This is a genomic window from Streptomyces sp. NBC_00400 (assembly GCF_036048035.1).
Classification (GTDB): Bacteria; Actinomycetota; Actinomycetes; order Streptomycetales; family Streptomycetaceae; genus Streptomyces.
In genome coordinates, this window is record NZ_CP107940.1 from 449259 (window position 1) to 465189 (window position 15931).

19 protein-coding genes and 2 pseudogenes are annotated in these 15931 nt (G+C 70.9%); 11 read left to right on the forward strand and 10 right to left on the reverse strand.

Annotated elements, in window-relative coordinates; genetic code table 11:
- The first annotated feature begins 23 nt into the window (after positions 1-23).
- Positions 24-806 carry a dethiobiotin synthase gene (gene bioD, locus OHS81_RS02035; RefSeq protein WP_443058639.1) on the forward strand — a complete coding sequence of 261 codons (783 nt, stop codon included), beginning with the start codon at positions 24-26 and terminating at the stop codon, positions 804-806.
- A 181-nt stretch (positions 807-987) separates the two neighbouring features.
- A complete protein-coding gene (locus OHS81_RS02040; protein WP_328381853.1) occupies positions 988-1686 on the forward strand; it encodes a class I SAM-dependent methyltransferase in 699 nt (232 codons plus the stop codon).
- A gap of 147 nt (positions 1687-1833) precedes the next feature.
- On the opposite strand, the gene OHS81_RS02045 is transcribed toward OHS81_RS02040, so the two are convergent.
- The 4 genes from OHS81_RS02045 to OHS81_RS02060 all read right to left on the reverse strand — a co-directional run bounded on the left by OHS81_RS02045 (position 1834) and on the right by OHS81_RS02060 (position 3486).
- Entirely contained in the window at positions 1834-2205 is a 372-nt protein-coding gene (locus OHS81_RS02045; protein ID WP_328381855.1) for a fic family toxin-antitoxin system, toxin component, read from the reverse strand.
- The gene (locus tag OHS81_RS02050) at positions 2202-2474 is read right to left on the reverse strand and encodes a toxin-antitoxin system HicB family antitoxin (RefSeq protein WP_088801450.1); all 273 of its coding nucleotides are present in this window, start codon (positions 2472-2474) and stop codon (positions 2202-2204) included. Before OHS81_RS02050 ends, OHS81_RS02045 begins: the two co-directional genes overlap by 4 nt.
- 312 nt (positions 2475-2786) lie before the next feature.
- A complete protein-coding gene (locus tag OHS81_RS02055; RefSeq protein WP_328381859.1) occupies positions 2787-3050 on the reverse strand; it encodes a CAP domain-containing protein in 264 nt (87 codons plus the stop codon).
- A gap of 175 nt (positions 3051-3225) precedes the next feature.
- The gene (locus OHS81_RS02060; RefSeq protein WP_328381861.1) at positions 3226-3486 is read right to left on the reverse strand and encodes a hypothetical protein; all 261 of its coding nucleotides are present in this window, start codon (positions 3484-3486) and stop codon (positions 3226-3228) included.
- Between the two features lie 5 nt (positions 3487-3491).
- On the opposite strand from OHS81_RS02060, the gene OHS81_RS02065 reads away from it, so the two are divergent.
- The gene (locus tag OHS81_RS02065) at positions 3492-3662 is read left to right on the forward strand and encodes a hypothetical protein (protein WP_328381863.1); all 171 of its coding nucleotides are present in this window, start codon (positions 3492-3494) and stop codon (positions 3660-3662) included.
- Between the two features lie 168 nt (positions 3663-3830).
- Here OHS81_RS02065 and OHS81_RS02070 read toward each other — a convergent pair whose 3' ends face one another.
- The 3 genes from OHS81_RS02070 to OHS81_RS02080 form a co-directional block, all read right to left on the reverse strand.
- Positions 3831-4304, reverse strand: coding sequence for a nuclear transport factor 2 family protein (locus OHS81_RS02070; protein WP_328381865.1), 474 nt, complete (start codon positions 4302-4304; stop codon positions 3831-3833).
- A 26-nt stretch (positions 4305-4330) separates the two neighbouring features.
- Positions 4331-5065, reverse strand: coding sequence for an SDR family oxidoreductase (locus OHS81_RS02075; RefSeq protein WP_328381867.1), 735 nt, complete (start codon positions 5063-5065; stop codon positions 4331-4333).
- Positions 5066-5211: 146 nt separating this feature from the next.
- A complete protein-coding gene (locus OHS81_RS02080; RefSeq protein ID WP_328390842.1) occupies positions 5212-5667 on the reverse strand; it encodes a DUF6194 family protein in 456 nt (151 codons plus the stop codon).
- 47 nt (positions 5668-5714) lie between these two features.
- Here OHS81_RS02080 and OHS81_RS02085 point away from each other — a divergent pair, with 47 nt between their 5' ends.
- Both OHS81_RS02085 and OHS81_RS02090 read left to right on the forward strand, forming a co-directional pair.
- Positions 5715-6452, forward strand: a complete 738-nt coding sequence (locus tag OHS81_RS02085; RefSeq protein ID WP_328381869.1) for a MerR family transcriptional regulator — start codon at positions 5715-5717, stop codon at positions 6450-6452.
- Positions 6453-6842: 390 nt separating this feature from the next.
- Complete coding sequence (locus OHS81_RS02090) at positions 6843-7580, forward strand: DUF4232 domain-containing protein (RefSeq protein ID WP_328381870.1); 738 nt, start codon at positions 6843-6845, stop codon at positions 7578-7580.
- 84 nt (positions 7581-7664) lie between these two features.
- Here OHS81_RS02090 and OHS81_RS02095 read toward each other — a convergent pair whose 3' ends face one another.
- Positions 7665-9146, reverse strand: coding sequence for a helix-turn-helix domain-containing protein (locus tag OHS81_RS02095; RefSeq protein WP_328381871.1), 1482 nt, complete (start codon positions 9144-9146; stop codon positions 7665-7667).
- A 548-nt stretch (positions 9147-9694) separates the two neighbouring features.
- Between OHS81_RS02095 and OHS81_RS02100 the strand changes: the two genes are divergently transcribed.
- Positions 9695-10168: a carboxymuconolactone decarboxylase family protein gene (locus tag OHS81_RS02100; RefSeq protein ID WP_328381873.1), complete on the forward strand. Its 474-nt coding sequence runs from the start codon at positions 9695-9697 to the stop codon at positions 10166-10168.
- 36 nt (positions 10169-10204) lie between these two features.
- On the opposite strand, the gene OHS81_RS02105 is transcribed toward OHS81_RS02100, so the two are convergent.
- On the reverse strand, positions 10205-10570 hold the full coding sequence (locus tag OHS81_RS02105; RefSeq protein ID WP_328391704.1) for a hypothetical protein: 366 nt from the start codon (positions 10568-10570) through the stop codon (positions 10205-10207).
- Positions 10571-10613: 43 nt separating this feature from the next.
- On the opposite strand from OHS81_RS02105, the pseudogene OHS81_RS02110 reads away from it, so the two are divergent.
- A pseudogene (locus tag OHS81_RS02110) lies at positions 10614-11000 on the forward strand (pyridoxamine 5'-phosphate oxidase family protein); the annotation flags it as partial.
- Between the two features lie 407 nt (positions 11001-11407).
- Here the strand turns inward: OHS81_RS02110 and OHS81_RS02115 are convergent.
- Positions 11408-11683 (reverse strand): annotated as a pseudogene (locus tag OHS81_RS02115) (DUF4440 domain-containing protein); the annotation flags it as partial.
- Between the two features lie 203 nt (positions 11684-11886).
- On the opposite strand from OHS81_RS02115, the gene OHS81_RS02120 reads away from it, so the two are divergent.
- The 4 genes from OHS81_RS02120 (at position 11887) to OHS81_RS02135 (ending at position 15847) form a co-directional block, all read left to right on the forward strand.
- On the forward strand, positions 11887-12552 hold the full coding sequence (locus tag OHS81_RS02120; RefSeq protein ID WP_328381875.1) for a maltokinase N-terminal cap-like domain-containing protein: 666 nt from the start codon (positions 11887-11889) through the stop codon (positions 12550-12552).
- A gap of 179 nt (positions 12553-12731) precedes the next feature.
- On the forward strand, positions 12732-13157 hold the full coding sequence (locus OHS81_RS02125; RefSeq protein WP_328381877.1) for a GNAT family N-acetyltransferase: 426 nt from the start codon (positions 12732-12734) through the stop codon (positions 13155-13157).
- Positions 13158-13487: 330 nt separating this feature from the next.
- Positions 13488-14831: a hemolysin family protein gene (locus OHS81_RS02130; RefSeq protein WP_328381879.1), complete on the forward strand. Its 1344-nt coding sequence runs from the start codon at positions 13488-13490 to the stop codon at positions 14829-14831.
- Complete coding sequence (locus OHS81_RS02135) at positions 14828-15847, forward strand: hemolysin family protein (protein WP_328381881.1); 1020 nt, start codon at positions 14828-14830, stop codon at positions 15845-15847. Before OHS81_RS02130 ends, OHS81_RS02135 begins: the two co-directional genes overlap by 4 nt.
- Positions 15848-15931 lie beyond the last annotated feature (84 nt).

Below are 15931 nucleotides of genomic sequence, written 5' to 3' on the forward strand. Positions count from 1 at the left end.
CGCACCGCACCGGCCGCGCACGCGTGCCGGTCACCTGCGGGCCGGCCACCAGGAACCATTCGCACCATCCCCGCGCGGCCGCCGCGCAGAGTCGGAGGCAGACCATGTCGGTGCTGTTCGTGACGGGCACGGGCACGGAGATCGGCAAGACCGTGACCACGGCCGCGATCGCCGCGGCGGCGCTCGCCCGGGGACGTTCGGTGGCTGTTCTCAAGCCGGCCCAGACCGGTGTCACGGCGCACGAGAGCGGCGATGCGGCGGAGGTCGAACGGCTGGCCGGCCCGGTCACCACCGCCGAACTCGCCCGTTTCCCCGACCCGTTGGCACCCTCGACGGCCGCACTGCGGGCCGGTCTGCCGCCGGTACTCCCCCAGGACATCGCCGAGGCCGCCGCCAAACTGGACGCCTCGCACGACCTGGTCCTGGTCGAGGGCGCGGGCGGGCTGCTCGTCCGCTTCGACGCCGACGGGCATACGCTTGCCGACGCCGCGCGGCTGGTGGACGCCCCCGTACTGGTCGTCGCCCAGGCGGGCCTGGGCACCCTCAACGCCACCGCACTGACCGCGCTGGCGCTCCGCTCGTACGGACTCGACTCCCCGGGCGTCGTCGTCGGCAGCTGGCCGGCCGAGCCCGACCTGGCATCCCGCTGCAATCTGGCGGATCTCCCCGACGCCGCGGGCGCACCGCTCCTCGGCTTGATCCCTGAGGGGTCGGGCGGGCTCTCGCCACGGGACTTCCGGGCCGCGGCCCCCGACTGGCTGGCGCCGGTGCTCGGCGGTTCGGGTGCGTTCCGTATTCCCTCGTGACGACGGCGGGCATCCGGAGGGGCATGCGGAGGGGCACGCGTCGCTCTCGGGGCGCCCTTCCGCTCCGGGGTCGGCCCGTACAGATTTCCGGACTCCGACCGAGGACGCTCCTTGCGGCTCCCGCTCCGCGCAGTGGGGAGACTGACAGCGGGAGCGGGCATCGTCGGCGAAAGGGTCCGTCATGTGGCAGGGCAGGAGAGTTCCGCACGTTCCACGAGTTCCGCGAGTTCCGCAAGGCAGCGTCCATCACCCGGTGTTCGCCCGCTTCTACGCGAGCTGCTGCGGTCCGGCCGCGGACGCGCGGGCAGGGGTGGCCACGCTCCGGAAGGAGCTGCTGACGGGCGCCACCGGCCGGGTCATCGAGGTCGGCGCGGGGAGCGGGCTGAACTTTGCGCACTATCCGGGCACGGTCACGGAAGTGGTGGCGATCGAACCGGAGGCCACACTGCGGGAGGTGGCCAGGTCGGCGGCGGCGCGTGCGGAGGTCCCGGTGGATCTGGTGCCCGGAGTGGCGGAGGCCCTGCCGGTCAAGAGCGAGGCATTCGATACGGCGGTGGCATCGCTGGTGCTGTGTTCCGTCCGCGAGGTGCAGCGCGCCCTCGCGGAGCTGCGGCGGGTACTGCGTCCAGGCGGTGAGCTGCGGTTCTTCGAGCACGGGCGGGCGGCGGGGCGCGGGCTGGCGGCCGTGCAGTGGTCGCTGGACCGGACGGTCTGGCCCCTGCTGATGGGCGGCTGTCACACCGGCCGGGACCCACTGGGCGAGATCCGGACGGCCGGGTTCGAGGTACTGCGGGTGCGCCGGCTGAAGGTGCCGGAGCACGGGCCGACGCTACCCACGTCGCCGGCGGTGCTGGGCACGGCGCGGCGGCCGAGCGACTGACGGTCCCGAGGCGGACGGCCGACTGACGTCCCTACGGCGGACCGGCGGCCTGGCGGCACGGCGGACGGGCGGCTGAGCAGCCCCCACAGCGGACGGTTGGCTGCGCAGCCCCCGTCGGTCCCTCCGCGGCCCGTCGGCAGCCGTCGCTCACACCGTCCAGGTGCGCAGTTCGTCTGCGATGGTGCGGACGTCGGCCGTGCCCTCCTTGACGAGGCGGGCGAGGTCACGGACCTGCTCGGGAGAGATCGTGATCTTCAGCCCGCTGGCGACGAGATAGCCGTAGGCGACGGCGGTGGCGAACATGGCGTTCGAGCGCTCCAGCGCCGGTACCTGGAGCAGGAGTTGCAGGAGGGAGGCGGCACGGTCCTGGGGTTCGGTGTAGACGGGTACACCGAATATCTCGGCTTCATGGCGGCTGACGGCGGCCACCAGAGCGCCCCAGTCGGTGACCTGGGGGTCTCCGGGTGTGTGCTGTTCGGCGATCAGAAGGAGCCAGGCGAGGTCGATGCGCAGCGTCACGTGGTGCCCGGCAGTCCTTCGTGGTGGGTGGCGGTCGCGACGCCGTCGGCGCCGCCTGGTTCCAGGCCGAATTCCTCGGCGAAGACGCGCTCGTACTGCTTCATGAAGTCGGAGGCGGCCTCGACGAAGGTCTGGCCGACCTCACCGGCGTCCTTGAGGACGAGCTCCTCGATATAGCGGTTCATGCTCACTCCCCGCTGCAGGGCGCGCTCCCGCGCCGCTTCGGCGGTGGCCTCGTCCACGCGGACGTTCAGCTGTGTCTTCGCCACCCCTCCAAGCTAGCGCGCATCCGCTAGCAGCGGCAAGCACTGCCGGTCCGGAGCAGGCACCGGCTGGTCCGGAGGGCGGGGAGGGGCGGAGGGCAGGGAGGGCCGGGGAAGGAGGGGAGCTGCTGGAGACCGAGCGAGCGCACGGGAGACCGACGGCGCACAGGAAGATCACCTTCGGGGCGTCCGGACCGGGGTCGGCACCTCGGCAAGCACCTCGGCAAGCACCTCGGCCGCCCCTCGCGCACCAGGCGCCGCCCACCGGATGCCATGCAGCGCGGCCATCGGGCGGGCGGCGCCCCGCGGGCCGGCGTTTTACTTGTAGCCGAAGTCCTGGGTCCAGTAGGCCCGGAGCTTGCCGCCCAGGGCGACGCCTATCCCGGTGCCCTTGGAGTGGCAGCTGAGGATGTTGGCGCGGTGGCCGGGGCTGTGCATCCAGGCGTCGAAGGCACCCTGGGGAGTCCTCGGCCAGGCGTCGATGTTCTCCCCGGAGGCGTCGCGGTACCCCTGTGCCTCCATTCGTTCCTTGGGGCCCTTGCCGTTGCGGCCGGTGTGCGCGTAAAAGCCGTGGGCGGCCATGTCCTGGCTGCAGCCACAGAAAACCTACGCCTGAGGGCAGCACGGCACCCCGCGCGGATATCGGGGTTCCCTCTCTGATATTCCGGAGGCCATTTCTCGGTGCGTCGCCACCCATCGGGGCCGTTGACGGCGGGCCGCACCGGCCGGGCCCGGGCCACTGGCGCGTGCGGGGTCCTCAGGCACGTGGCCCGCGGGGGCGCGGAGTCAGTGCGGTGTTGGCGGTGTCGAGGATGTTGCGGAAGGTCCGGGTGGTAATCGGCCTCGCGAGGCGCCGGGTGAGGAGGGTGCCGAGCAGCGGAAGGGGGATCTCGGCGCGGGTGGTCCAGCGCACCTGCGTGCCGCCCTCGGCCTCGGCCTCGGTGAACGTCATACGGCCGAGTGCATGGCGGGACGGCGGCCAACTGCGCTCGACGACGTACTCGGTGGCGTACTCCACGGCTGGTGACCTTCTCGCTCGAGTGGGAGCACCGTCTCGGCGCGGTGCAGCTTGTCCGGGTTGCGGATGGCGCAGAGGCCGGTGATCCGTCCGTCGTGGATCTCGAACGCGACCAGCCAGTCGAGCTCGCCACCGGTGACGAACCGTGCCGCGGGCATGCCGTAGCCATGGCCTGACCTCACCACCATGCGTCGGTACCCGGGTTCCACGCGCGGCTCCCCTCTTCGGCTGCCCATCGGGACACCTCACCTCAGCGAACCGTGACAGTCCGCCGCCATGATGTGCGTCACAGCTGCTGCCGATGCCGTCCGCCGCCCCGGCTCCCCGGCTCCTGGCCCGCCCCGCTACTCGAAGGCCTTCAAGGTGTCCTCACCCTGGGTCCACCGGACACCGAGCCTCTGGCGCGTCAGGAGCCAGCCGTCCGGGCCCCGGCTGAACTCCCAGTCGTACGGTCCGCCCATCGCGTAGGGAGAGGAGGTCTTCCCGGCTTCGGTGACGGCGACGAACCACATGTAGCCGATGCCCGTCGCCCGGTCGCCGTCTACGTCGAAGTGCATGTTCAGGATGTGATGCTGCATGCTCGGATACGGCGATTCCGCTGCTTCCACCGTGGCCCGGACCGCGTCCTTCCCGTGGATCTGCTCCCATGGCCCGAACTCCAGCACCGCATCGTCGGCCCAGCATGCGATCCAGGCCTGCCAGTCCTTGCGGTCGAGTGCCCGCCACCCTTGGATCATGAGGGCGCGCAGGGCTTCTTTGTCCTCCAGGTCCCGCAGTCTTCGTACCAGGCTGTCGTAGTCGGCGGCAGTGGGTGGCATACCCGCTCCTTTCCTTTCGGGGTGGGTCACTGGGCGCTTGCGGTGGGACGGACGACGATCTCGTTCACGTCGACCTGCGGCGGCTGTGCAAGGGCGTAGGCGATGGCCTCCGCGATGGCCGATGCGGGCAGTGCCACGGCGCGGTACGTCTTCATCGCCTCCCTGGCGGCAGGGTCGGAGATGCTGTCCGCGAGTTCGGACTCGGTCACGCCGGGAGAGACGAGGGTGACCCTGATGTCCCCTGCCGACTCCTGGCGCAGCCCTTCGGAAATCGCGCGGACGGCGAATTTGGTGGCGCAGTAGACGGCGGCGGTGGGCGAGACCTCGTACGCGCCGACGGAGGCGATGGTCACGAAGTGCCCGCCGCCCTGCGTGCGCATCGCGGGCAGGGCGGCGGCAATGCCGTGCAGGACTCCGCGCACATTCACGTCGATCATGCGGTCCCACTCATCGGTCTTGAGCGCTTCCAGCGGGGAGAGGGGCATCACCCCCGCGTTGTTCACGAGGGCGTCGATCCGGCCGTACCGGCGCAGCGCCGCCTCGATGAAAGCACGCATGTCGGCCGCGTCGGTGACATCCAGCTTGGCGAAGGCAGCGGTGCCGCCCTCCTTCGCGATCTCTTCGACCAGGCGCTCCAGCCGGCTGGTGCGGCGCGCACCGAGAAAGACCCGGTGTCCGTCCGCCGCCAGCCGGCGTGCAGTCGCCTCACCGATACCGCTGCTCGCACCGGTGATCGCGACAACCTTGGAGGTCGGTGGCATGGTGTTGGCTCCTTGTAGAGAACGTGGCGGGTGATCCGCTCTCCGGAGTCTGGGCGGCAGTGGAAGGACCAACCAGGACAGGCTGATCCTGGGTACGGCGCACCCAGGGACGCAGCCGGGGCCCGGGTCGCCCTGCCCGAGGTGCCCTACGACCGACGCCGCGCGAACCTCGCACGAGCCGCGTCGTGGGCACCGCGCAGAAGCTGCACCACCGTGTCCGTGGTCCTCTCCCCCGGATTGACGACAGCGAGCCAGCCGAGTGCCCCGTACACCGGGTGCGGCATCACGCTGTCGGCGGCTGCGTAATCGCGCGGCCGGATGAGACCGCGTGGCTCCTCCCCGGTGAGCTCGCGGAACGTCGCTCGGTCGACGTGGATGTTCACGCGCCACCGGCCCGGAGCGTCAAGGGCGGAAGCGGTGTCGTCGGGGTAGTTCTTGGCGACGATCGTGCCGTAGGGCTGGACGTTCTGCGGGATCTGGCCGTCGGGGGCGAAGTAGAAAAAGGCGCTCCCCCACGTGAACTCGGGGAAGTCGCCGCCCGGCTCCGGGCCGACCACGAGCGCGTCGTCGAAGCCCCGTACGGCCGCGATGATCTGTTCCATACTCATGGTTCAAGCATCACCTTCAAGTGCTTATGTGGGGTTGGCCGATGGGCAAGCCGGCGAGCGGTGCGCAACGGGTACTGCTGCGCACCGTCGACGTGGCCGGAGAGTCGGGGTACTCGGTGCAACAGGTGCGCGACCTGGAACGGCTGGGGGTCATTCCCGCAGCCGCTCGATCGGCCAACGGCTACCGCTCCTACACACCGCTTCACGTGCACGCGCTTCGGGCCTACCGGGGACTCGCGGGTGCCATGGGGCCTGTCGCGGCCCGGCAGATGCTCGCGCGGCTGCGAACGGGGACGATCGCGGAGGCGGCCTCGGCGATCAACGCGGTCCATGTGCGGCTCGCTCGGGAACGTGAGGAGGCGCTGCGCGCCCAACAGGCGTTGCGGGCGATCCAGGCCGAAGCGGAGGCAACCGGGTTCGAGCACGAGAGCGACGCGATGACGATCACGGAGCTCGCCGAAGCGCTCCGCGTACGCCCTTCGACCCTGCGGTTCTGGGAGCAGGAAGGACTTGTCACCCCCGAGCGGGTGACGTCACTGCGAGCACGTCGCTACGACCTGTCGGCCATCAGAGCAGCGCGCATCGTGACGGCTCTCCGCGGCGCCGGCTACGGCATTCCCGCCGTGCGCGAGGCCATGGACTCCCTGGGGCAACTCGACGGCCCGGCAGAGGCCCAACGCATCCTGCAGCAGCGTGTGGAGCAGATCGCCACGCGCACCGTGGCCCTCCTCCGAGCGGGCGCCGACCTGGCCGTCGTTGTCGAGTCGGCCGGGGGTTAGGGGGCACACCCAGGCTACGTCCCATCACGGCGTTCCAGGAAGGGGTCGTTCCCGCAGGTCAGAGGTGGTACGAGCGTTCCGGCGTCCCGTCTTCCGCGACGGCCGCGGCGACCGGGACGGAGGGCGCCGCAAGCTGAGGTCAGCAAGCAACCACAGCCTCATGCCGTATGCCGTATGCCGTATGCCGTATGCCGTATGCCGCATACCGAAGGGAGACACCGTGCGGGCACGCTTCCGGCTCCGCCGGTTCAGCGGCGCCGACATCACCGACGTGGTGGCTGTCGCCGTGCTCGTCGCATCAGCCGCGACCGTCTTCCTCCTGCTCGCCGACCGTCTCTGACGGCACGCATTCCGACCGCACGCAACCGAACAGAAGGCACCCCACTCACCATGCGCACCACCCGTCGCGCCACCCAGGTCGTCGCCTCTGCCGCCGTCCTGACGGCAAGCCTGGCGCTGACCGCCTGCCAGAACGACACCACCAGGGACAACGGCGGCCAGGCCCCGACCACGTCCTCCCGGCCCCTGACCGGCGGCCAGGATGCCCAGTCCCCTTCGGACGGCGACGGCAAGGGCAACGGCCCGGCCAAGGGCGGGCATGTGTCCAAGACCGCCGTGTCGTCAGGCGCCTCCGGCAGCGGGAACGCCGGTAAGAACGGCCCTGGTCGGACCGCCGGGCAGGACTCCGGCAGCCGGACGACGACCGCCGCCTGCACCGGCGCGCACGTCAAGGTCGCCGTGACCAAGGTCCGTCGCCCCGTCAACCACATGCTGCTGACCGCCACCAACACCGGCTCCGTGCCCTGCAACGCCTACGGCGCGCCCTACCTCCGCTGGGACGACGCCCAGGCCGCCACCACGTTCCTCGACGCCTCCAAGCCGCAGGCCGTGGTCACGCTCGCGCCGGGCGAGTCGGCGTACGCGGGGATCATGTACCAGTCCGCTGACGGCTCGGGCAGCGAGGGCCACACCGCCCGTACCCTGGGCGTCCTGTTCGGCAACCGGGCGGGCGATGGATCCACCGGCCCGTCCGTGCGCCTCATGCTGCCCAACGGAGGTGTCCACACCGACAGTTCGGCATGGGTCACCTACTGGCAGTCCCGTTCCGAGGACGCGCTGACCTGGTGAAGGAGCGCCGCTGATCCGGCCCGGTCGAAGGCCGGCCCGGTCACTGGGGGGAGCCCGACGCCGGTAGCCGGGGCGGGGCCGGACTCAGCCGTTCTCCTTCGGAGCGGGGATCCATTTGCTGCCGCCCAGCGGGTAGTCGTACTGTGGACGGCCCTCCATCCCACTGGTGTGGAACGGCTCCCCGTTGTCGTCGATGCGGAGCGTGCCGTGCCGGTTGCCGCTGGACCACTCCAGTTCCAGGTACCAGCGCACCGCGCGGACCCCGGCGCGCGCGGTGATCTTGAAGACCTCGGGGTCCCGCTCGCTCACCTTGTAGGGGAAGTCCCGCTGTCCGCCCTGCGGCGCGATGCCGGGCTGCGGCGCGTCCAGGGAAACCGCGAACGTCTTGGGCGTGATGCCGCCGCCGCAGCCCACACCCATGCTGTAGGCATTCCAGGCGGGCGGCGCGGCACTGCTCACCACCCGCACCCGCAGCCCGTGCAACACCACGGTCTTGTCCCCCGTGCCCTGCACCGACACCTCCACCAGCTGGCTGTCCGCCGAGACCGCGCCCAGCGACGAGATCCAGCCCCGGGCGTCCTGTTCGGAGGGCGGCGGACCCATCGTGCCGGGGTCTCGGTCGACCAGGTAGCGCTGGCTGCACGGGCTCTCCCAGCGGTACGGGCGGACATCCACACTCACCGGGAGCCCGGCCCGGTCGTCCGTGTCCGGCCCGTTCGCCTCTCCGCCGCCGGCCGTACGGGACGGGGAGAGGAACGGGGAAGGGGACGGGGACGGGCCCGTGCTCCCCGTAACGGGCGGCTGTGCGGACGCCGAGGGCAATCGACCGTCCCCGGCTCGCGCCTCCCCGTTGCCGCGCTCCGCACTTGCGGTCCGCCCGGCTGCCGCCTGACGGCCGTGCCCGTCCCCGTCGGCGACCAGTCCGGCTACAAGCGCGGCGGAGACTGCCACGGCGGCCACGGCGATTCCGGCCGTCAGCGCGATACGCCGTCGACGGCCCCCGGGCACCACCTGGGTCACGGGCCGCCCCGCGGGGCTGGCCCCGGCCACTCGGCCAGGGGCGGAGGCGGCCCCGAGGGGAGCCGGTGGCGGCACGGGCGCGGCGCCGGCGTCGGCCCCGCGGCCGGCCCCGGCCCCGCGGCCGGCCCCGGCCCCGGACCCGGACCCGGACCCGGACCCGGACCCGGGCTCGGGCTCGGATTCGGGCTCAGCCCCAGCCCCGGCCCCGGCCCCGGCCTTGCCCCCGGCAACCGTCTCACCCTCCACGGCAACAACCGCCGTGCCCCTGCCCGCTTGTTTACGGTCTCGCTCCCGGCGTCGCGCCTCGTCCGCCAGGATCCACCGCCGGTGCAGCTCCACCAGCTCGTCCGGCGTCGCCCGGCACAGCCGTGCCAGCCGCTCCAGCGGTGCGTACTCCGTCGGCACCGCATCACCGTTGCAGTAGCGGTGCAGCGTCGACGTGCTCATGTGCAGCCGCTTGGCGAGCGCCCCGTAGCTGTTCCCGGAGCGGTCCTTCAACTCCTTGAGCAGCGCCGCGACCCCAGATGTTTCTTCGACCGCCCCCACTGTCACTCCCTCCCCGCCGGCGCACACCGCGCACGGACCGTTCACCCAACACGACCGCCCGAGCCGGACCGCCCCACCCCACCCCGTACCGGCATCGCCAATTCCTCTGCAGGTACGGGAATCTCGGTACTGGATTCTGCAGGGCAGCGGCCCGCTTTGCGCGCCGACACGGTCATCGGCACCGGTTCGGCGGAGCTCAAGACCGGGCCGTCCAGTACCGCTTGAGCACCTCCAGTTGCAAGGAGGGGCGCCTTCGCCACCCACGGCGACCCCGGCTTGCCGCCCTACGACACCGACCGGCACGCCACCATGCACATCGACCGCAGCTGGCGCCTGCACCACGACGCCTCCGCCTCGGCCGCCACAGGAGAACCGGCATGACCCGAACCTCCCGCAACGGCACGGACTCCCCGGCCTCCTCCCCCCGTTGCGGCGCGGCAGGGAAGCTGCAGGTCAGGCGCCCATGTCACATTCTGCCGGGCTGTGTCGTCATCAGTGTGTAAGCACCGACGACGAACGTAAGCACCACAACGCCAGAGGAGATCACCATGAGTGCCCGATTGAACGCCTTCGGCAGCCCGACCCTGAGCAAGGTCTTCCAGCACATCATCGCGGCAGGCAAGGTGCTGGAGGACTCGACGCTGCCGGCCGCGACGCAGGAGCTGGTGAAGCTGCGCGCCAGTCAGATCAACGGATGCGGTTTCTGCACCGACATGCACAGCAAAGACGCTGCCGCGGCCGGTGAGACCTCGGTACGCCTCAACCTGGTCGCGGTGTGGCGGGAGGCCACGGTGTTCACCGAGGCCGAACGGGCCGCGCTGGAGCTGACGGAGCAGGGCACCCGCATCGCGGATGCGGCCGGTGGGGTCACGGACGAGGCCTGGGCGAACGCCGCCAAGCACTACGACGAGGAGCAGTTGGCCGCCCTGGTGTGCGGGATCGCTCTCATCAACGCCTTCAACCGGGCGAACGTCCTCATCCAGCAGCCCGCCGGCGACTACCGGCCCGGCCAGTTCGCATAATCCGGGGCCGGCAGCACGACACGCCCCTCGCCGCCCTCATGAAGAGGACGGTGCCGCACCGAAGAGGCGGCGAAGCCGTGCCCACCGGGAGGCCCCTGGGGCGTCCCCAGGGTCAGGACCCGGGTCCTGACCCTGGGGACGCCGGGCGTCTTCGTGGGTTACGGAGGACTGCGCAGCCGGCTCTTCGTCCGGGTCTCCGCGGAAGGCGACGGCCTCCTCTCCGATCCCGATCACCTCCAGGAGGACATCCAGGGCCTTGTCGGCGTCCTCGTGCCGCTGGGTGAGCCAGACAAGGGAGATACCGGCCGGATTGCCGTCGTGCTCGCTGAGGGCGAAGCTGAAGCCCCGCAGCCGGAACAGGACGACGTCGAGGGCGTCCAGCCCGTCCCACGACCGCTCCACCAGCAATCTCAGTCGCCTGGCCGCGGGCTGCACCGGTAGCTCCGGCCGGCTGCACGTCACCCCCGTGATCGCCGCCTGGCACGACGGAGTGCTGTACTTCTCCACCGGCGCGGGGGAGCAGAAGGCGAGGAACCTCGCCCACGACGGACGCTGTGCGCTGACCACCGGGAAGAACGCGCTCACCGAAGGTCTCGACCTCGTGGTCGAGGGCCGGGCGGAGCCGGTTGCCGATCGCGCGCTGCTGGAGGAGGGGATCGCGGCGTACGAGGCGAAGTACGGGCCGCACATGACCTCACCCGAGGGCACCTTCCACGGGATCGGGGAGACGTTCCGGAGGGGGGACGCGGTGGTGTTCGCGGTCGCCCCGGCCACGGCGTACGGCTTCGGCGGGGCCAACGGGGTGTATTCCCATACACGGTGGGCGTTCTGAGCAATCGGGCCCTCTGAGCAATCGGCCCCACGAAATTCCGGGCTCGCGGAGAGAAAGTGGTTGCCGGTGGACGGCCAACGCCAACATTCTCGCTGTGCCAGGGCGCCATAGCGGTGGCTCTCCAGATGGAGCCACCGGCGGCACTGCAGAGTGGTCATGTGTGGTGACGCCGGGACCCCGAGGACCTTCCGTAGGCCAAGGCAAGGGCATTGCGTACTGCAACGTGTCCGGCCGCCCGGAAAGCCTCGGCGTGGGAATCCACTTTTCTCTGGCCTCTTGGCCCCGGCGAATGGCCAGGTGTTGGCGAATGGCCAGGTATTGTCGGTCAGCGTGCCTTGATGGAAGTACAGACGCCACCCTGCCGCACTCCTGCGCCACAGTGAACTGCGTCGAGCTCGGCGGCCTTTGCGGTCGGAGATGTACGTCACGTGAACGATGCCCGGGGCCATCAGCGTCGCTGTCATGTCGCTGGTGGTGATGCGATCCGGTGGGGTGTCTGAACCAGGAGCGATGGCGGTCAGGATCGACACCCGGTCCCAGCGCCGCCCGGACGCCCCGAACTCGACGAACTCCGGGTCCAGGAGTTCGGCTGCGAGGGCCGGCGACGCGCGAACGTCCGGATCGAGCAGCCGCAGTTCACCTTCGACAGCGGCTCGTAGGGACTGGTCCTCCTCGTCGTTCATGGAGCGAGCCCAGGGTCTCGTCCGTTACGAGAGTGGATCTCGGCCGAGGCCGGTCATGTCTGCCGGGACAGTCGCGATCTGACGCGCCGCCAGTGGGCCCGGCTGGAGCCGTTGTCTCCTTGGCGCCGGGAAACCACGCCATCAGCGCGCTGCAGATGGAAAACTGGGAAGGCTCACCTCTGCGTAACGGGAGAATGCTCGGCATGGCTGTCATCCACCACACCCGCCTCGAACCGACCAAGTTGGAACTCCTTGCCTCCTGGCTCCCCTCCCGTCCGTGGTACGGCGACGGCGCGGGAGGGCCGGAGTTGGCCAACGCGGGTGGCTTCCGGCTGGACGACCCGCAAGGCGAGGTCGGGATCGAGTTCATCGTGGTCACCGACGCCTCCGGACCTCTCCCGGCCGCCTACCTCGTTCCGCTCACCTATCGCGGTGCCCCGCTCGACGGGGCCGAGCACGCGCTCGTCGGCACCATGGAGCACGGAGTGCTGGGGCGGCGCTGGGTCTACGACGGCTGCCACGATCCGGTGCTGATCGGCCAATTGCCGGCTCTGATCGAGGGCCGGGACCAGGCGCAGGACCAGAACACCACAGGCGCCCCGGCCCGGGACGTCACCTGCGCCTATGCCGGCGAAGGCTCCCTCCCCATGGACTTCACCACGGCTGCCACCGACACCCGGGAGAGCACGGAACTGCCCACGCTGAACGGCATGGTCCTCCGACTGCACCGGGTACTTCGGCCCGCCCCGGAGCCCTCGTCCCTCTCCCCGCGGGGAACGACCGGTCACATCGCCGGCTCCTGGCACCTGCCGGATGGCAGCCGCACCGCGGGACTGTTCGCCACCTTGCACACCGGCCCTCGGAGCTGAGGGCCGTCCCGCAGGTTCTCGTGAACCCGGGAAGCCTGACGCTTCGGCCCATACGCTCGCGGCGTACGTACGGACATCCGGGACCGGGCCCGCCCCTTCCGCCGCCGTCGCCGTCTCCGCCGGTCCACCGGCGGGGAAACCGTTCGCCGGACAGGCCGACGTTCTGTTTGGCTCGTCTCATGAACGATCTACAAATCCGCTGCGCCGATCTCTCGGACATCGACACCGTGTTGCAGTTCTGGCGCGAAGCCGCGGAAGGAACGAGCATCAGCGACGACCGCGAAGGAGTGGCCCGGCTGGTTACCCGGGATCCCGAAGCACTGCTCCTGGCGGAGCGCGACGGCACCCTCGCGGGGACCGTGATAGCCGGCTTCGACGGATGGCGCTGCCACCTCTACCGGCTGGCTGTGCACCCCGGACACCGCAGGCAAGGCATCGGCGGTGCGCTGCTGGCGGCCGCCGAGGAGCGGTTCCGTGCGCTGGGCGGGCGGCGCGGCGATGCGATGGTGCTGGACCGCAATGAAACGGCGCAGCATGCGTGGCGCGCGGCGGATTACGCGCCCGAGCCCCAGTGGAGCCGCTGGGTCAAGCATCTCGACGGCTGAGCGCCCCCCGGCGCACCGATTCATCGATACGCCGATACGTCGATACGCCGTCGCACCGGGGCCTCGACACCCCGGCACCCCGGCACCCCGGCACCCCGGCACCCCGGCACCCCGGCACCCCGGCACCCAAAGAGCCCGCCCCTGCCCCCGGCACGGGGCGGGCCCACCCCCGACCGGCAACTTTGCTGACCCTTTACCATGGAGTCTCTCCTCCCCCGAGTGAAAGGTGTGTGAGCGTCCGGCCATGGACGAGCCTCCTAGTTGTCGATCATCCATTCGACAGAGCGCGAACCTCCCGATCCTGTTCGATCATGGGACGGAGGTGACTCGATGACCGACCTGCTCTTTCTGGGCGTGGCACTCCTTCTGACTCTGGCCTGCGGGGTCTTCGTCGCCGCCGAGTTCTCCCTGACGACCGTCGAGCGCAGCGACCTCGAACGCGCCGCCGAGCGCGGCGACCGTGGCGCGGACAGCGGGCTGAAGGCGGTCCGCAGCCTCACCTTCCAGCTCTCCGGCGCCCAGCTCGGCATCACCGTCACCGGCCTGGTCATCGGCATGCTGTCCAAGCCGGCGATCGCCACCCTGCTGGCGGGTCCGCTGGACGCGATGGGCCTGCCGCATTCGGTGGCGGAATCGGCCGCCCTGGTGCTCGGAACGGCGATCTCGACGGTCGTCCTGATGGTCGTCGGCGAGCTGGTGCCGAAGAACTGGGCCATCTCCGACCCGCTGGCCATCGCGAAGCGGGTGGCCACCGCCCAGCGCGGCTTCAGTGCCGCCTTCAAGCCGCTGATCCGGCATCTCAACAATGCCGCGAACCACATGGTCCGCCGGATGGGTCTGGAGCCCGCCGAGGAGCTGGCCTCGGCACGCGGTCCACAGGAGCTGGTGGCGCTGGCGCGGCACTCCGCCAAGGAAGGCGCGCTGGAGCCCGACACCGCCGAGCTGTTCGTCCGCACCCTCAACCTCGCCGATCTGACCGCGGAGAACGTCATGACCCCGCGGGTGCAGGTGATCGCGCTGGAGGTGCAGTCCACCGCGGAGGACGTGGCCAATGCGACCCGGGCGACCGGACTGTCCCGCTTCCCCGTCTACCGCGGCAGCCTGGACAGCGTCGTCGGGGTGGCGCACATCAAGGACGTCCTTGCCGTCCCGGCCGAGCGCCGGCCGCGGCACCCGGTGTCCGAGCTGGTGCGCGAGCCGCTGCTGGTGCCCACGACGCTGACCGTGGACCGGCTGCTGGACCGGCTCTCCGGCAGGCGCACGATGGCCGTGGTCATCGACGAGTACGGCGGCACGGCCGGCGTGGTGACCCTGGAGGACATCGTCGAGGAGGTGGTCGGCGAGGTCCGCGACGAACACGATCCGATGGAGACCCCCGACCTCGCGCCGGCCGGCACCGACGCCGAGGGCCGCAGGGTCTACCAGGCCGACGGCTCCGCTCGCACCGACCAGCTGCAGCGGATCGGCCTGTGGCTGCCCGAGGGCCCGTACGAAACCCTCGCCGGACTGGTCGCCACCGAACTCGGCCGGATACCGGTCGCCGGCGACACCCTGGAGGTGGCCGGCTGGCGGATGGATGTGCTGGACGCCGCCGGCCATCGTGCCGCGCGGGTGCTGTTGCACGCCCCGCTCCCGGGCAGCCATGACGAGCAGGACGCGGAGGCCCGCCGATGATCGGGGTGCAGCTTTTCGTGGGCCTGCTGACGCTGGTCGTCAACGCCTTCTTCGTGGGCGCCGAATTCGCCGTGATCTCGGTGCGCCGCAGCCAGATCGAGCCGTACGCGGAGCGCGGTGACCGCCGGGCGACCAGCGTGCTGTGGGGGCTGCAGCATGTCTCGGCCCTGCTGGCGGCCGCCCAGCTGGGCATCACGCTGTGCACCCTGGTGCTGGGCGCGGTCGCCGAGCCGGCCATCGCGCATCTCCTGGAGCCGGTGTTCCACGCGGTGGGGATCTCGGACGCGCTGATCCATCCGATCTCGTTCGTGATCGCGCTGTCGCTGGCCACCTATCTGCACATGCTCTTCGGCGAGATGGTGCCGAAGAATGTCGCACTGGCCGAGCCGGTCCGCAGCGCCCTGATGTTCGGGCCGCCGCTGGTCGCGCTGACCCGGGCGCTGCGCCCGGTGATCTTCGCGATCAATGCGCTCGCCAATGCGCTGCTCAAGCTGCTGCGGGTGGAGACCAGGGACGAGGTCGCCGCGACCTTCTCGGACGACCAGCTGGCGAAGATGGTCGAGGATTCGCGGGCGGCCGGGCTGCTCGACGAACGGGCGCAGGAGCGGCTGCGGGACGCCCTGGAGCTGGGCCGCCGCCCGGTCAGGGATGTGGTGCTGCCGGCCGAGAAGGTCGTCTCCGCGCAGATGGGGGCCACGCCCGAGGAGCTGGAGCTGCTGGCCGCCGAGTCCGGCTTCTCCCGCTTCCCCGTCGTCGACGACACCCGCCGCATCCTCGGCTATCTGCACGTCAAGGACGCGCTGGACGCCACCCCGCGCGATGTGCCCTTCCCGGTGTCGGCGCTGCGCCCGATCGCCCGGGTCAAGGCCTCCACGCTGCTGGACGACGTGCTGACGGCGATGCGCGGTTCCCGTACGCATCTGGCCGCGGTGATCGGCGAGGACGGGCGGCTGGCCGGGCTGGTGACGATGGAGGACGTGCTCCGGGAGCTGGTGCTGCAGCGGCCCGGGGCCTGACGAGAGGCGGCAGCCCGAGCGCCTGACCGATCGGTTAGATTATTGACCGATCGGTCAGATGCGTGCGCGCTCAGCCGTGTGGCG

What these genes read in the sequence shown, in the direction of transcription:
- OHS81_RS02040 (WP_328381853.1), top strand. Translation starts at nt 988, where the DNA reads ATGTGGCAGGGCAGGAGAGTTCCGCACGTTCCACGAGTTCCGCGAGTT.
- OHS81_RS02055 (WP_328381859.1), bottom strand. Translation starts at nt 3,050, where the DNA reads ATGGCCGCCCACGGCTTTTACGCGCACACCGGCCGCAACGGCAAGGGC.
- OHS81_RS02070 (WP_328381865.1), bottom strand. Translation starts at nt 4,304, where the DNA reads ATGCCACCCACTGCCGCCGACTACGACAGCCTGGTACGAAGACTGCGG.
- OHS81_RS02075 (WP_328381867.1), bottom strand. Translation starts at nt 5,065, where the DNA reads ATGCCACCGACCTCCAAGGTTGTCGCGATCACCGGTGCGAGCAGCGGT.
- OHS81_RS02080 (WP_328390842.1), bottom strand. Translation starts at nt 5,667, where the DNA reads ATGGAACAGATCATCGCGGCCGTACGGGGCTTCGACGACGCGCTCGTG.
- OHS81_RS02085 (WP_328381869.1), top strand. Translation starts at nt 5,715, where the DNA reads ATGGGCAAGCCGGCGAGCGGTGCGCAACGGGTACTGCTGCGCACCGTC.
- OHS81_RS02090 (WP_328381870.1), top strand. Translation starts at nt 6,843, where the DNA reads ATGCGCACCACCCGTCGCGCCACCCAGGTCGTCGCCTCTGCCGCCGTC.
- OHS81_RS02100 (WP_328381873.1), top strand. Translation starts at nt 9,695, where the DNA reads ATGAGTGCCCGATTGAACGCCTTCGGCAGCCCGACCCTGAGCAAGGTC.
- OHS81_RS02120 (WP_328381875.1), top strand. Translation starts at nt 11,887, where the DNA reads ATGGCTGTCATCCACCACACCCGCCTCGAACCGACCAAGTTGGAACTC.
- OHS81_RS02125 (WP_328381877.1), top strand. Translation starts at nt 12,732, where the DNA reads ATGAACGATCTACAAATCCGCTGCGCCGATCTCTCGGACATCGACACC.
- OHS81_RS02130 (WP_328381879.1), top strand. Translation starts at nt 13,488, where the DNA reads ATGACCGACCTGCTCTTTCTGGGCGTGGCACTCCTTCTGACTCTGGCC.
- OHS81_RS02135 (WP_328381881.1), top strand. Translation starts at nt 14,828, where the DNA reads ATGATCGGGGTGCAGCTTTTCGTGGGCCTGCTGACGCTGGTCGTCAAC.